General features: G+C 63.1%; 16 protein-coding genes. 7 read left to right on the top strand and 9 right to left on the bottom strand.

The window, feature by feature from the left end; all coding sequences use genetic code 11:
• Nucleotides 1-73: 73 nt before the first annotated feature.
• Nucleotides 74-427, top strand: coding sequence for a DUF952 domain-containing protein (locus tag D460_RS0109590; protein WP_026282973.1), 354 nt, complete (start codon nucleotides 74-76; stop codon nucleotides 425-427).
• A complete protein-coding gene (locus tag D460_RS0109595) occupies nucleotides 424-1,512 on the top strand; it encodes a quinone-dependent dihydroorotate dehydrogenase (protein WP_018898327.1) in 1,089 nt (362 codons plus the stop codon). The genes D460_RS0109590 and D460_RS0109595 overlap by 4 nt, the downstream gene beginning before the upstream one ends.
• Here the strand turns inward: D460_RS0109595 and D460_RS0109600 are convergent.
• The 3 genes from D460_RS0109600 to D460_RS0109610 form a co-directional block, all read right to left on the bottom strand.
• A complete protein-coding gene (locus tag D460_RS0109600) occupies nucleotides 1,488-2,783 on the bottom strand; it encodes an MATE family efflux transporter (protein ID WP_051110785.1) in 1,296 nt (431 codons plus the stop codon). The two genes, D460_RS0109595 and D460_RS0109600, sit on opposite strands and share 25 nt — an antisense overlap.
• Before the next feature lie 88 nt (nucleotides 2,784-2,871).
• Nucleotides 2,872-3,369, bottom strand: coding sequence for a CAP domain-containing protein (locus D460_RS0109605; RefSeq protein WP_018898329.1), 498 nt, complete (start codon nucleotides 3,367-3,369; stop codon nucleotides 2,872-2,874).
• A gap of 1 nt (nucleotide 3,370) precedes the next feature.
• Entirely contained in the window at nucleotides 3,371-3,637 is a 267-nt protein-coding gene (locus tag D460_RS0109610; protein WP_018898330.1) for a DUF6460 domain-containing protein, read from the bottom strand.
• A 143-nt stretch (nucleotides 3,638-3,780) separates the two neighbouring features.
• Here D460_RS0109610 and D460_RS0109615 point away from each other — a divergent pair, with 143 nt between their 5' ends.
• Both D460_RS0109615 and D460_RS0109620 read left to right on the top strand, forming a co-directional pair.
• Nucleotides 3,781-4,713, top strand: coding sequence for a methyltransferase (locus tag D460_RS0109615; RefSeq protein ID WP_026282974.1), 933 nt, complete (start codon nucleotides 3,781-3,783; stop codon nucleotides 4,711-4,713).
• A gap of 196 nt (nucleotides 4,714-4,909) precedes the next feature.
• Nucleotides 4,910-5,545, top strand: coding sequence for a YitT family protein (locus D460_RS0109620; protein WP_018898332.1), 636 nt, complete (start codon nucleotides 4,910-4,912; stop codon nucleotides 5,543-5,545).
• Nucleotides 5,546-5,548: 3 nt separating this feature from the next.
• On the opposite strand, the gene pdeM is transcribed toward D460_RS0109620, so the two are convergent.
• Both pdeM and D460_RS0109630 read right to left on the bottom strand, forming a co-directional pair.
• The gene (gene pdeM, locus D460_RS0109625; RefSeq protein ID WP_018898333.1) at nucleotides 5,549-6,274 is read right to left on the bottom strand and encodes a ligase-associated DNA damage response endonuclease PdeM; all 726 of its coding nucleotides are present in this window, start codon (nucleotides 6,272-6,274) and stop codon (nucleotides 5,549-5,551) included.
• 181 nt (nucleotides 6,275-6,455) lie between these two features.
• Nucleotides 6,456-8,966 carry a ligase-associated DNA damage response DEXH box helicase gene (locus tag D460_RS0109630; protein WP_026282976.1) on the bottom strand — a complete coding sequence of 837 codons (2,511 nt, stop codon included), beginning with the start codon at nucleotides 8,964-8,966 and terminating at the stop codon, nucleotides 6,456-6,458.
• Between the two features lie 127 nt (nucleotides 8,967-9,093).
• On the opposite strand from D460_RS0109630, the gene D460_RS0109635 reads away from it, so the two are divergent.
• Entirely contained in the window at nucleotides 9,094-10,068 is a 975-nt protein-coding gene (locus D460_RS0109635) for an alpha/beta hydrolase (RefSeq protein ID WP_026282977.1), read from the top strand.
• Here D460_RS0109635 and D460_RS0109640 read toward each other — a convergent pair.
• A complete protein-coding gene (locus D460_RS0109640; protein ID WP_018898336.1) occupies nucleotides 10,062-10,817 on the bottom strand; it encodes an ABC transporter substrate-binding protein in 756 nt (251 codons plus the stop codon). The genes D460_RS0109635 and D460_RS0109640 overlap by 7 nt on opposite strands.
• A 181-nt stretch (nucleotides 10,818-10,998) precedes the next feature.
• Here D460_RS0109640 and D460_RS0109645 point away from each other — a divergent pair, with 181 nt between their 5' ends.
• Entirely contained in the window at nucleotides 10,999-11,499 is a 501-nt protein-coding gene (locus D460_RS0109645; RefSeq protein ID WP_018898337.1) for an Rrf2 family transcriptional regulator, read from the top strand.
• A 21-nt stretch (nucleotides 11,500-11,520) separates the two neighbouring features.
• Entirely contained in the window at nucleotides 11,521-11,982 is a 462-nt protein-coding gene (locus tag D460_RS0109650; protein ID WP_018898338.1) for a carboxymuconolactone decarboxylase family protein, read from the top strand.
• 59 nt (nucleotides 11,983-12,041) lie between these two features.
• On the opposite strand, the gene D460_RS0109655 is transcribed toward D460_RS0109650, so the two are convergent.
• The 3 genes from D460_RS0109655 to D460_RS0109665 all read right to left on the bottom strand — a co-directional run bounded on the left by D460_RS0109655 (nucleotide 12,042) and on the right by D460_RS0109665 (nucleotide 14,483).
• On the bottom strand, nucleotides 12,042-12,626 hold the full coding sequence (locus D460_RS0109655) for a transglycosylase SLT domain-containing protein (protein WP_018898339.1): 585 nt from the start codon (nucleotides 12,624-12,626) through the stop codon (nucleotides 12,042-12,044).
• A 130-nt stretch (nucleotides 12,627-12,756) separates the two neighbouring features.
• Nucleotides 12,757-13,563 carry a TIGR02186 family protein gene (locus D460_RS0109660; RefSeq protein ID WP_018898340.1) on the bottom strand — a complete coding sequence of 269 codons (807 nt, stop codon included), beginning with the start codon at nucleotides 13,561-13,563 and terminating at the stop codon, nucleotides 12,757-12,759.
• Entirely contained in the window at nucleotides 13,563-14,483 is a 921-nt protein-coding gene (locus tag D460_RS0109665; RefSeq protein WP_018898341.1) for a sulfite exporter TauE/SafE family protein, read from the bottom strand. The genes D460_RS0109660 and D460_RS0109665 overlap by 1 nt, the downstream gene beginning before the upstream one ends.
• Nucleotides 14,484-14,688: the final 205 nt, after the last annotated feature.

A 14,688-nucleotide genomic window follows, 5' to 3' on the forward strand; every position in this document is an offset into this window, starting at 1 on the left:
TGCGGTGAGCGCGTGGACATCGCCGCTCAACTGCGGCAAAGCCCGGGAAAGACCAGCCATTCATGAGGCCATCATGACCCTGACACCCACGCTTTACAAGATCGTGACGGAAACGCTCTGGCAGGACGCCCGGGCGACCGGCGTTTTCCGCGGCGCTGCTATCGATCTGACTGATGGATTCATCCACTTCTCGACGGCAAACCAGGCGGTGCAGACCGCGGCCTTGCATTTCTCCGGCCAGACCGGCCTGCTGCTGGTCGCCGTCGATGCTTCAGCGCTTGGTGACAAGCTGATCTTCGAGCCGTCACGCGGCGGCGATCTCTTCCCGCATCTCTATGCGGACCTCCCGCTTTCGGCAGTGCTTTGGGAAAAGCCATTGCCGCTTGATGCCGAAGGCAAACACATCTTTCCGGACCTTCAGCCATGATCGATCTCTTCAAGCACGCCGCCCGCAAGGGTCTATTCCTCTTCGATCCGGAAACGGCGCACGGCATGTCGATCGCGGCGCTGAAGTCCGGCCTCGTTCCGGCCTGTGCTGCACCTGCAGATGCGCGCCTTCGCCAGACGGTCGCCGGGCTTGAGTTCGCCAATCCGATCGGCATGGCCGCCGGCTACGACAAGAACGCCGAGGTGCCGGAGGCGCTGCTGAAGATCGGCTTCGGCTTCACCGAGATCGGCACGGTGACACCCAAGCCGCAATCCGGCAATCCGCGCCCGCGCATCTTCCGTCTTGTCGAGGACGAAGGCGTGATCAACCGCCTCGGCTTCAACAATGAGGGCCACGACGCGGCCTTTGCGCGCCTGTCATCCGTCAGGAGCAAGGGCATCATTGGCGTCAATATCGGCGCCAACAAGGATAGCGCCGATCGCATCGACGACTACGTGAAGGGTATCCGCCGCTTCTATTCGCTGGCGGGCTATTTCACCGCCAACATCTCCTCGCCCAACACGCCGGGCCTGCGCGATCTGCAGGCGCGCGAGAGCCTGTCGGCGCTGCTGGCGGCCGTGCTCACCGCGCGCGACGAGGAAGCCGCAAAATCCGGCCGCAAGATCCCCGTCTTCCTCAAGGTCGCGCCGGATCTGACGGAAGAGGGCATCGACGACATCGCCGCCGAAGCGCTCTCGCATGCGCTCGATGGCCTGATCGTCTCCAACACCACGCTGTCGCGCGATGGTCTGAAGGATCAGCGCCAGGCGAAAGAGCAGGGCGGCCTCTCCGGCAGGCCTCTCTTCGAAAAGTCGACCGTGGTTCTCGCGAAGATGCGCAAGCGCGTCGGCCCCGACCTGCCGATCATCGGCGCCGGCGGTGTCTCCTCGGCCGAGACCGCGCTGGAAAAGATCAAGGCGGGCGCCGATCTCGTGCAGCTCTATTCCTGCATGGTCTATGAAGGCCCGGGCCTTGCGGGCGACATCGTTCGCGGCCTGTCGAAGCTGATGGACCGCGAGAAGGTGGCCTCCATCCGCGAGCTGCGTGACAGCAAGATGGACTATTGGGCCGGCCGGAATGTCTGATCGGCCCGCTCTCTGACCCTGAGCACCAGGAAGACGCCGCGCGAAAGCAGGAACAGGTTGATCGCCAGCCACAGGCCGTGGTTGGCGAAGAACGGCACGAAGATCGCGAGTGCCGCCAGATAGACGACGAACGACATCAGCATGCGGTTGCGCATGTCGCTCGACCATGTGGCGCCGATGAAGACGCCATCCATCAGGAATGCGAGCGCTCCCGTCAGTCCTGTTATCGCCGCCCAGGGCAGATAGAGGTTTGCGGCTTCACGCACATCAGGTGATGTCGTCAGCGCCGCGATCAGCCGCTCGCCGGCCACCAGGAAGAACAGCGAGATGACGCCGGCAAGCCCGAACGACCAGATCGTCGTTAGCTTCAAGCCGCGATCGAAGGCCGGGCGATAGCGCGCCCCGACGGCGCGGCCGGTGATCTGCTCGGAGGCGTTGGCCAGCCCGTCGAGATAGAAGCTCGACAGCATCAGGAAGTTCATCAGCACGGCGTTCGCCGCCAGCGTCACAGCACCGAAGCTGGTGCCGATCCGCGTCATCAGGGCGAAGGCGCCAAGCAGCACGAAAGTACGGATCAGGATGTCGCGGTTGAGCGTGAAGAGTTCCGCCAGAGGCTTCCGCGCAAAGATTTCGGCGCGCGTCGGCCGGTCGGCGCGGTCGAAGCTTCTCAGCACGATGAACAGGCCGGCGAGTGCCCCGATGGTCTCGCCGACGGTCGTCGCCCAGGCAACGCCAGATATCCCCCAATCGAGCCAGAGACCAAGCACGATCGCCAGCACGATGTTGATGCCGTTGATGATCGTCTGCAGCAGCAGGCCGATGCTTCCCTGGCCGCGCCCGAGCACGAAGCCGAGGATCGCGTAATTGGCGAGCGCTGCCGGCCCGGCGAGGATGCGGATCGAGAAATAGGTGCTGGTCGCCTGCGCCACCGCGTTGTCAGGCCCCATCAGCGTCAAACCCGCCGCCAGAAGCAGCGGTGACAGACAGAGCAGCGCCACACCGCAGCCGAATGCCGAAATGATCGCCCGCCAGAACACGCCCTGTTCGGCATGCCGGTCGCGGCGGCCATAGGCCTGCGCCGTCAATCCAGTGGTCGATGCGCGCAGGAAGTTGAAGCTGCCGAGAATGAGATCGAAGAGCATCGCCCCGATCGCCAGGCCCGCCAGCGCATCGGGATCGCCCATATGGCCGACGACGCCGGTGCCGACAAGGCCGAGCAGCGGCGTGGTGATGAAGCCGAGCGTCATCGGTATGGCGATCGACAGCACCATCCGGTGCGTGACCTCGAAGGCGAGGCCGCTGCCGCTGTTGTGTACGCTCGCTTCCAAGGTCTGCTCCTCACAAAGAGGCGGAATCACCTCAGTTGGAAAGCACCATGGCCCAATAGGGTACGTTGCGGGAAGCGGGATTATAGGCCACCGCGACGCCAAGCCCGCTATAGCGGCCGAGCATGTTTTCCAGATGATGCGGCGAGTTGATCCAGGCGGTGACGACGGCGGGAACCGTCTGCTGCCCGGTCGCGATGTTTTCCGCCGCCGGCAGCTGCACGCCGCTCGCCTTCACGCGCGGGCCGAAACCGTCGGCGATGCCCATCACGTGCTTCATCTTGCCGGCCGCCGCCATGCGTTTGGCCTGGAAGAGGGCAGCCGCCGTCGCGGCGGGATCCACCCTCAGCGGCGGCAGGCCGTTCTTGGCGCGCAGCTGGTTGACGAGCGGCAGCGAGGCCGCCGTCTGGTCTTCGCCGTTGGAGGGTGTCGAGGGCTCTTTCGGCCCGGTGGCGCAGCTGGCGACGCCGGCTGCAAGCGCAAGCGCGGAAAAGCGCAGCAGGCTGCGCCGAGAGAGATCGATGGAGGTCATGTTACCGGCGATAGCTGAAGAGACGGATGATGAGGAAGATCGGAATGACGATGGTGGCGCCGAGCATCAGATAGTCGCCGACGCGGCCGAGCGCGGAGAAGCCGCGATGCCAGACCTCAAGGATGAAATTGCGGATGCCGTAGATGAAATCCAGCGGCGCCAGCCCGAAGACGGCCATGATGAAGCCGACGATCAGCGACACCACCAAAAGCTTGATCAATGTACGGCCGAGCGAGTCGCCCAGAAACTTGTTCACCTGATCGGACATGCATCATCTCCTGTTCACCCCTGAGATACGGGCGCGAATCGTTGCCCGCAAGCTTTTTCAGGGCTGTCGCGTCAGCCTCTGAAATAGGACTTGAGTTTTTTTGTGGCCATCGCCAAATGCGGGCCGCGCAACAGGTCACCATCATGCCGCCCTATCTCCAGACATCAGGCGATGCCATCGCCGACCGCCGTGCCGACTATGCCAGGATGCTGGACAAGGGTGGCGAGCCGGATGCCGCCGCCGAGCTGATGGAGCAGGCGCTGGAGCTGGTGCCGGATTGGGCGGTCGGCTGGTACTGGCTTGCCACCTACCGCGAAAAATCAGGCAATGTCGCCGGCGCGATCGAGGCCTACCGGCGAACCCGCGAGCTCACCGAGGACGATATCTTCGGCGCCACGCTGAAGCTCGCCTTCCTCGGCGATATTGCCGTGCCCGATCAGCCGCCGAGCATCTATGTCGAGCGCCTGTTCGATGATTACGCCGCCCGCTTCGAGACCTCGCTGGTGGACAAGCTCGGCTACGACGTGCCGGCAAAGCTAGCCCGCATGATCGCCGCGACCGGCCGGCATTACGCGCTGGCGGCGGATCTCGGCTGCGGCACCGGGCTGATGGGCCCGGAAATCCGCGCCATGGCCGGCCGGCTCGAAGGCTTCGATCTCTCGCAAAACATGCTGGCGAAGGCGGAGGAAAAGCAGGTCTACGACCATCTCGCCCAGGCCGACTTGTCGCTGCCCGCAGACGAGTCCGGCCTGTTTGCGGATAGCGGCGCACATCGCGCCGATCTCGTCACCGCCGCCGATGTGCTGATCTATCTCGGCAATCTCGAGATCGCCTTTGCGTCGGTCGCGGCCCTTTGTGTCGATGGCGCCGATTTCGGCTTTTCTGTAGAGGAAACCGAGGACGAGGAGGGCGTTCACCTCGCCCATTCCCTGCGCTATGCCCACTCGGAAGCCTACGTCCGCTCGCTCTGCGCCCGCCATGGCTTCGAGGTTATCGCGATGAGCCGAACCACCATTCGCAAAGATGGCGCCAATATCATTCCCGGCATTCTGTTCCTTGCACGCAAGCAAGCCTGACGGAACGATTCTTGCGAAGTTTTAATAGGTCAGCATTGCTTACGTATTTCGCTTGAAAACGTGGCGAATGAACCGGATAATTCCGCTCAGAAGCCGAAGAGCGCGAATGCCGCCCGGCGACCAATCATTCACATCCCCTGCCGCCTGGGGCCTGCCCGGGCGTTCTTGAACTCGTCTGCCGTTGGAGATTAGCGACATGACTCAGCTCATCAATGCCCTTGGCTTCTGGAACACGAGCGCCACGCGCCACACGCCTGTCGAAGACGTGCAGGGCATCTTCTCCGGCAGCCTCGTCGCCGCCCTTGGCCTTTACGTGCTCGCAAGCGCCGGCCTGTTGACCGGCAGCACGGCGGGCATCGCCTTCCTCGTGCACTATGCCTTCGGCATCAATTTCGGCCTCGCATTCTTCCTGCTCAACCTGCCGTTCTTCTATCTCTCGTGGAAGCGCCTCGGTGTGTCCTTCACCATCAAGACCTTCATCGCCATCGGCCTGACCTCGCTGCTGACCAGCCTGCAGCCGAATGTGATGAGCATCGCGACGATCCATCCGGCCTGGGCAGCCCTTCTGGGCGGCCTTCTGCTCGGCTTCGGCCTATTGGCGCTCTATCGCCACCGCGCCAGCCTCGGCGGCGTCGGCATTCTCGGCATCTACATGCAGGAGCGCTTCGGCATTCGCGCCGGCCTCGTGCAGATGGCCGTCGATCTCTGCGTGCTGGCGGCTGCCTTCTTCGTCACCACGCCGCCCGTCGTGTTTTACTCCGTGCTCGGCGCCGTGGTGCTGAATCTCTTTCTCACGATCAACCACCGCGCCGACCGCTACGTCGCGCTGTAATAGTTAGCCGAGCAGATTGCCGAACCGCACCGAATAAATCCGGTCGCGTCCGAGTAAGTGCGCGATCAGCGACGGCTGGTCGAACAGCCCCTTCATCGCCTTATGGCGCAGGTCGAGCCCGCCGCTCATCACCCCGAAAGCCGGCATCAGCAGCCTTGCGCCATCGGTCGCAAAGCACGGTCGGCGGATGGATTTCTCGCGCCGGCGCACGGTGGCGGAAGGATGCAGGTGCCCCGCGATCTCGCCGCTCTGCAACCCTTCCTTCGGCTCGTGCCGGAAGGTAAGGCCACCATATTGCAGTTCGTCGGCGCAGGCACCGGGCAGATCGACGGTGCCATCGGGATCGTGGTTGCCGTTGATCCAGATCCACTCTCGGCCGCGCGCCATATCAGCAATCAGCGTGCGGAATGTCTCCGGCATATGCGCCGAGCCGATCCGGTCGTGAAAATTGTCGCCGAGCGAAATCACCAGCTTCGGATCGTAGCGGGTGATGACGGCGGAGAGCACCGTCAGCGTTGCCAGCGTATCATAAGGCGGCAGCATCATGCCGCGCCGGGCAAAGGCAGCACCCTTTTCCAGATGCAGGTCGGAGACGACAAGAACACTGGTGTCGGGCAGATAGAGCCCGCCCAGCGGATCGCAGACGGCCGCGACGCCATGCACGGACGTTTCCACGCCCGGCATCGCCGCAATCCCGTTCAATTCCCGCGCCAGCGCCAGCCGGTTCATCACGTTCGTTTCTTTCCAGTATCTAGGCGGGGAGGAAGGCCAAAAAGGCCCTCTCTGCCCTGCCGGGCATCTCCCCCACAAGGGGGGAGAAAACTTGTGGCGCCGCTCTGCCTCGATCATGACCTCGGCGGTGGGGCGGGTAAGCCCCTCCCCCTTGTGGGGAGGGGTTGGGGAGGGGACTTTATTCCAAAGCCTCGGCAATCAGATCGTCCGCGGCCTCCGCCAGCAGAACATCCTGCGCCTCGCCATGCACATGCTCCTTGCCGATCTCCAGCATCACGGGCACGGCGAGCGGCGAGATATGCTCCAGCGGGCGGTGGGTGATGTGCCCCTTGATTCGCTTCAGCATATCGCCAAGACGGCCGATGTCCAAAAGCCCGGTCGCCGCATCCTGCCGCGTCGCCTGCAGCAGGATATGGTCGGGCTCGTGGGTTCGGAGCACGTCGTAGATCAGATCGGCCGAAACCGTCACCTGCCGGCCGCTCTTTTCCTTGCCCGGGTGCCGGCGCTCGATCAAGCCTGCAATCACGGCGCAATTGCGGAAGGTGCGCTTCAAAAGGAAGGATTCGTCGAGCCAGCTTTCGAGATCGTCGCCCAGCATGTCCTCGTCAAAGAGTTCGGCGAGGCTGAGCCGGCCGGTCGAGATCATCCGGCCCATATCTTCCAGCCCCCAGATGCCGAGCGAATAGTCCGTGGCGACGAAGCCGAGCGGCTTGGCGCCAGCGCGTTCCAGCCGGCGGGTCAAAAGCATGCCGAGCGTCTGGTGCGCCAGCCGCCCCTCGAACGGATAGGCCACCATGTAGCAGCGGCTGCCGCGCGGGAAGGTCTCGATCAGCAGCTCGTCACGCTTCGGCAGGATCGACTTCTCCTTCTGGATCGCCAGCCAGTCGCGCACCTGGTCGGGCAGCCGGTGCCAGCGGTCGGGATCGTCGAGCATCGAGCGCACCTGATCGGCGAGATAGGTGGAGAGCGGAAACTTGCCCCCGGCATAGGACGGAATCTTCGGATCGTTGGAATAGGCCTGGCTCGCCAGCGCCTCGTTCTCGCGTATCCCCTCGAAGCGCAGCACCTTGCCGGAGAAGATGAAGGTGTCGCCGGGCGAAAGCTGCTCGAAGAAATATTCCTCCATCTTGCCGAGCGTCGCCCCGCCGCGCCCGATGCGGCCGCCTTCGCCGCGCTTCACCATCTTCAGGTTCAGCATCGGGCTCTCGACGATGGTGCCGAGGTTCAACCTGTATTGCTGCGCCACCTGCGGGTTGGAGACGCGCCAGCGCCCCTCCTTCGTCTTGCGGATACGGGCATAGCGCTCATAGGTGCGCAGCGCATAGCCGCCGGTGGCGACGAAATCCACGATCCGCTCGAAGGTCTCCCAGGAAAGATCCGCATAGGGCGAGGCGCTGATGATCTCGTCGTAGAGCTCCAGCATGTCGAATGGCTCGGCGCAGGCCATGCCGAGAACATGCTGGGCGAGCACGTCGAGCGCGCCGCGTCCGACCGGCGGCGTGTCCTGCGCGCCGATATAGTTGGCGTCGAGTGCTGCCTGGCACTCCATAACCTCGAAGCGGTTGGCGGGAACCAGGATCGCTTTCGATGGCTCGTCCATCCGGTGGTTGGCGCGGCCGATGCGCTGCGCCAGCCGCGAGGCCCCCTTCGGCGCGCCGACATGGATGACGAGATCGACGTCGCCCCAGTCGATACCGAGATCGAGCGTCGAGGTGGCGACCACGGCGCGCAGCCGGTTCGCCGCCATCGCCGCCTCCACCTTGCGCCGCTGACCGACATCGAGCGAGCCGTGATGCAGCGCAATCGGCAGATTGTCCTCGTTGGCGGTCCAGAGCTCCTGAAACAGCATCTCCGCCTGGCTGCGGGTGTTGACGAAGAGCAGCGTCGTCTGGTGCTCGAGCAGCTGCTTGTAGACATCAGGGATCGCGTATTTCGCCGAATGCCCGGACCAGGGAATGCGCTCTTCCGTGGAAAGGATCGAGATATCGGGCTTGGCCCCACCTTCCACCGTGACGATCCCGGCATGCCGTTCGTCACCTTCCGGCTGCGCCACCAGCCACTTCTGCAGCTCCAGCGGCTCGGCGACAGTGGCCGAAAGTCCAATCGTCTGCAGCTTCGGCGCAAGCCGCCGCAGCCGCGCCAGCCCCAGCGACAGCATGTGCCCGCGCTTCGAGGTGACCAGCGAATGCAGTTCGTCGAAGATGATGTATCTCAGGTCCTTGAAGAAGCGCTCGGCCTCGCCATTGGCAAGCAGAAGCGCCACCTGCTCCGGCGTCGTCAAGAGGATGTCGGGCGGGCTGAGCTTCTGGCGTTGGCGCTTCGAAACGGGGGTGTCGCCGGTGCGGTTCTCGACGGTAACGGGAAGCCCCATCTCCAGCACCGGCTTCATCAGATTGCGCTCGATATCGACGGCCAGCGCCTTCAGCGGCGAGACATAGAGCGTGTGGATGCCGGTGAAGGCCGAACCGGGTGGTATCTTGCCGCGACGGGTGAGATCGGTGAGCGACGGCAAAAAGCCGGCCAATGTCTTGCCGGCACCGGTGGGCGCGATCAGGAGCGTGCTTTCACCGGCCTCTGCGCGCGCCAGAAGCTCCAGCTGATGCCTGCGCGGCTGCCAGCCCTTCTCCGCGAACCAGCGGGTAAAGGGGGCAGGCAGGGATATCAGGCGCTCGCTATCGATCTGGTCCACCGCCTGAATGTAGTTCAAACCGCGCCGATGAGAAGGCGTCCCATCAGGCGATCGTCGAAGCGGCCGGTAATTCCGCCGCATTGCTGGTGCGCCTTGCAGCAATCAAGGCAAACCGATGGAACGACAGATGCTGACGCGCCGATCCGTGCTGACCGCCCTGAGCGCCGCAACCGTGATGCCGAACATGTTGCTGCCGGGCGGAGCCCAGGCCACCGATAACCCGGCGGATGCGCCGAGCGAAATCCTGCCGCTGTGGCAAGGAGAGCCGCCGGGTGGAGGCGGCCCATCCGGCGCGATCGTCGAAAATGCCAGAGGCGCGATCAGCAACATCGCCATGCCCGACATCGCGGTTTACGCACCGGCGAAACCAAATGGCATTGCCGTGCTGATCGCCGGCGGTGGTGGATACCGGCGGATCTCGATGCGCAACGAGGCGCGGCCCGCGGCGCGCTGGCTGAACAGTCACGGCATCACCGCCTTTGTGCTGTCCTATCGATTGCCCGGAGAGGGTTGGGCGGCCGGTCCGTTGGCGCCGTTGCAGGACGCGCAGCGAGCGATCCGGATGATCCGGGCCAATGCCGCGCACTTCGGCATCGATCCTGGCCATCTCGGCGTGCTGGGCTTTTCGGCTGGCGGCCACCTGCTCGGCCTTGCGGCGACCCGCTCTGCATTCGCTTCCTATCGAGAAGTCGATCAAGCGGACAAGCAATCGGCGCGACCGGATTTCGCGGCGCTCATCTATCCCGTCATCACGCTGAAGCCGCCCTACGACAACACCTGGACCCGACGAATGCTGGTCGGCAAACATCCGAGCGCGGCTCTTAGCGCCGAATGGTCGGTGGATGATCATGTGGAGGCCCGATGCCCGCCAATGTTTCTGGTGCAGGCAAAGGACGATCCGATCTCCGATCCTGAAAACACCGTCATCATGCAGCAGGCCTGCCTGAAAGCCGGCGTGCCTGTGGAGCTGCATCAATTGCAAGATGGCGGCCACGGCTTCGGCATGGGGCGAAGCGGCAAGGCGTCGGCGGATTGGCCGGATGACTTTGCGCCATGGCTGGCACGCATCAACCGGCCGATCCTGCTATCATCAGGTCAGTAGATATCGAAGGGGAAGTACTGCTTGGTGATCTTCTGGTAGGTGCCGTTGGCAACCAGCGCGTCGATCGCCTTGTTGAAGCGTTCCTTCAGTTCCGTCTCACCCTGGCGGATGCCGATACCGGCTTGCGTCTCGCTTCCCGGGATATCGCCGAGCAGCTTGCAGCAATCCTTGCCGGCCTTGTTCAGCCAGTCGACGACCACGAACTTGTCGGAGACCACCGCGTCGGTGCGGCCGTTCTGCAGGTCGGCCACGGCCTCGTCCTGCGTCGGATAAAGCTTCGCCTCGGCGCCGCCCTTGGCGTAGACGTCGCTAGTGTAGTTTGCCTGCGTCGTAGATGCCTGCGCGCCGACCACCTTGCCCTTCATGTCCTCGACAGTAACGCCCTTGATCGGGCTGTCCTTGGGCACGGTGACGGCAAGTGGCGTTGTGTAGTATTTGTTGGTGAAGTCGATCTGCTGCTTGCGCTCCTCGGTGATGCTCATCGAGGCGATGATCGCGTCGTATTTCTTGGCGAGCAGGCCGGGGATGATGCCGTCCCAATCCTGGGCGACGATCGTGCACTTGGCCTTCATTTCTTCGCACAACGCCTTGGCCATATCGACATCGAGCCCCTTCAGGCTGCCATCCGATTCCACGTAGTTGAAGGGAGGATAGGCGCCCTCGGTGGCGATCCGGATGGTGTCTTCGGCGGAGGCCAGATGTGCCGTGGCCAGAAGCGCCGCGGCCGTCAGCAAGATCGTCTTTTTCATTGATGTTCCCTTTTGGAGTGTTTTGACACTGCAACCTTAGCTGATCCCAATCGCTTCACAAGTCTTTGCTGAATAAGCCGAAAGTCTACCGCCCCGCGCGCAATCGCGGCGTCTCGGAAAGAAGATTGACAGGCGTCATAATCATGGATATATTTTATCCATGAATTGAGGAGTTGATCGCATGAAACTCGGCGACGGTGTCGAACAGGCCATTCACAGCGTGGCAATGCTTTCGGGTTTGTCCGCGGGTGGCGTACTGTCGGCTGCAGCACTCGCGGAGTTTCACGGGGTTTCGACAAGCTATCTTCTGAAGCATCTGCAGGCGCTGTCGGGCGCCGGCATCCTTCACACCGTGCCCGGTCCGAAGGGTGGCTATCGCCTCGCAAGGCCGGCGGAGAAGATCACGCTGCTCGACATCGTGCTGGCCGTCGAGGGACCTGCGCCCGCCTTCCGCTGCAACGAGATCCGCCAGCGCGGGCCGAACCCGGCGCCGGATCGTTTCTTTTTGAAGCCCTGCAACATCTCGGCGGCGATGCTGAAGGCCGAGCGCGTGTATCGCGCTGAGCTTGCCAAGACCACCATTGCCGATCTCGGCGCCGAACTGGCGGAGATCGACGACGGGACGATCGCAGCCAGAAGCTGCGCGTTCCTGGAACTGCATGAACGTCGAACGGCTCGCTGAGCCATCAAAGGAGAAAGTGCCATGCAACCGCGTTTCAATTTCGCCAAGGCCGCACCGGATGCCTACAAGGCCGTGCTGGCGCTTGAGGATTATGTCCAGAAGTCCGGCCTTGAACGCCGCTTCATCCACCTGATCAAGCTGCGCGCGTCGCAGATCAACGGCTGCGCCTATTGCGTCGACATGCACGTCAAGGAAGCCCGCCACGACGGGTTGAGCGAGCAGTGGATCAACCTCATGTGCGTCTGGCATGAATCGCCCGTCTATGACGAACGCGAGCGCGCGCTGCTCGGTTGGGTCGATGCCGTCACCAAGGTCGCCCAGACGGGCGCGCCCGATGCCGATTATGAGGCGCTCAAGGCCCATTTCAGCGAAGCCGAGATGATGAACATCACGGTTGCGATCGGCGCCATCAATGTCTGGAACCGCCTGGCTGTCGGCTTCCGCGCCCAGCACCCGATCGACAAGCCGGCCAAGGCCGCCTGATCGCATCGCGCACTTTAGACCGGGCTGGCGGCGCTACCGCCGGCCCGTCTTCATTCAAATCAGCTGCAGCCACCCTGCAGTTGCTGCTGATAGGTCGCCGCCATCCCCGCGAAACGCTGCGCCGTTTTCTGCAACTGCGCGTTCGAGCGCCAGTCGCCGCGCATGTATCCCTTCGGACCGGAATAATAGGCGAGGTAGAGGCTGTAGGCGTCGTTGAGCTGGATGCCCGTCGTCTGGCTGTTCTGCCAGTGATACCAGCCGATGAAGTCGATCGCGTCGGAAAAGTTGGTGCGCCGCGCGCTCCAGTTTCCGGTTGCCGATTGGTAGTGATCCCAGGTTCCATTGAGGGCCTGCGAATAGCCGTAGGCTGTAGACTGCCGCTTCCACGGTATGAAGCCGAAAAGCTTGGTGCGGGGCGGTCGCGCATTCGGCTGGAAGCCCGACTCCGTATACATCGTCGCCATCAGGATCGGCACCGGCACGCCGTATTTCTTCTCGGCCTTCTCCGCCGAGCGCTGCCAGCTGGTGAACATCCCGTCGCGCTGGTCGAACACCGCGCAGATGTTTCGGGTCTGTTTGGGAGCAGTCGCGCAGCCGGCGATAACAACCAGCACCACGACGGCAAGGAGAGTACGGATACGCATGACTAAACCTCTCGACGTCCGAGAGATTACTAACTGGTAAACGTTAATGGTCGGTTTTTAGACAATGACGATGCCGTGATCATCTCGTGGCGAGACCGGGGCAGGCCCATCCAGCCGACGCCGCGATCGATCACTCCTTGCGGAACACGACGCTGGCGCCCCAGCCGGTCACGACGGCCAGGAACACGGCAAACAGGCCGTAGATGATCGGCTGCTCGTGCGCAGCATCGGTGATCGTCTGCTCGATGCCGGTTTTGATCACCCGCAAGGGGGCCGATTTCTCGGTCACGAACTTGCCGCTCTTGAACAGATAGGCGCGAACCGTATGCACGCCGTTCGGAATGTTGGCGGGCAGCCGCAGGCTGGCCTTGAACAGGTTGGAGCTGACGAAGCGCACGCCGCTCGGATCGCGGACATAGAGGCCGCTGCGCTCCTGCAGTCGGCGATAGGCGGCGCGGAACTCGCCGACATTGCTGGCATTGCCAAGAAAGCCCATCGGCGTCAGCGGAATATGGTCGATGCCGATGCCGCGATCGGTGAGATCGAGCGGCGTCGTCACATCGTCGAGCATGCGCGAGCTCGACATCGAATAGGAATGCGGCACAGTCTCGAAGGTCATCGAATGCGTGTTGATCCAGATGCCGAACACGCGCTCTTTCTTGCGCACCGTGGCGTTGTCGCGCGGGCCTTCCAGCACCACGACCACATCATATTGGCCGATCGCGAGCAGCAGGCTGTCGGTGTTGGTCAAGGCGCCGAAGATCGTCAGATCCGCGCCGTGAAAGTCGGAGGTGATGGCGATTTCGCTGGTGGAGGTGCCGATCTCCAGCCCCTCTGCAACCGGCTGCGGCGCCTGGCCGGGCAGCAGCGTCTGCGCGCCGGCCGCCATCGGCAGCAGCATGAGGGAGACAAGCAGGGTCCTGAGCAGGTGACGCATCAGTTGGCACCCATCACGACCGAATAGATATCGCTCGGCGTGACCACCAGCGCCACGGCAAGGCGAAGGCCGACGGCGAGAACGAGCAGCCCAAGCAGCGCGCGCAGCTGCTCGCCGCGCAGCTTCTGCCCGACGCGAACGCCGTACTGCGCGCCGATAACGCCCGCGATCATCAGGATGAAGGCCAGCACGATGTCGACCGAGAAGTTGGTCGCGGCCTGCACGACAGTCGTATAGGCGGTGACGAAGATGATCTGAAACAGCGACGTCCCGACAACGACGTTGGTCGGGATGCGCAGCAGATAGATCATCGCCGGCACCATGATGAAGCCGCCGCCGACGCCCATGACCGACGTCAGGATGCCGATGCCGAAGCCGAGTGCCACGATCGGGATGACGCTGAGGAAGATCTTCGATTTCTTGAATCGCATCTTCAGCGGCAGGCGGTGAACCCAGTGGTGGTGCCCTGGCCGGCGTGGTGCGGCCGGAATGTTCTTCGATGCGCGCCGCATCGCGTTGACGCTTTCAAGCAGCATCAGACCGCCGACCGTGCCGAGGAAAAGCACGTACATCAGGGAGATGATCAGATCGAGCTGGCCAAGCCGGCGCAGCAGCGAAAACACCCAGATGCCGACAGTGGCACCCGCGAGGCCACCCGCCAGAAGCACCGAACCGAGCTTCACGTCCAGCGTCCCGCGCCTGAAGTGGGTCAGCGCGCCCGAGATCGACGAGGCGACGACCTGGTTTGCGCCGGTGGCGACAGCGACGACGGGCGGAATGTTGTAGAAGATGAGGAGTGGCGTGATCAGAAAGCCGCCGCCCACGCCGAACATGCCGGACAGGAAGCCGACGGCCGCACCCATGCCGAGGATGATGAAAATGTTCACCGACAATTCTGCGATGGGCAGATAGATTGTCACAGCCGACCCCGATTTGCGGACGACCCGACGGGCCGTTGCGTTCCCCACGTTTTATGCGAATGAGACACCGTAGCTTGAAATCGTTGCGATAGGCTTTCGATCAGCGACACCGCGTCTCCTCAATACGCGAAGAATTCTGATTAATCAGGCTTTTTTCAGGTTTTGTGACAATCACGGCACACTCGCCTGCGGAAGCAGGCAAACG

Source organism: Rhizobium sp. 2MFCol3.1, assembly GCF_000377565.1.
GTDB lineage: Bacteria > Pseudomonadota > Alphaproteobacteria > Rhizobiales > Rhizobiaceae > Rhizobium.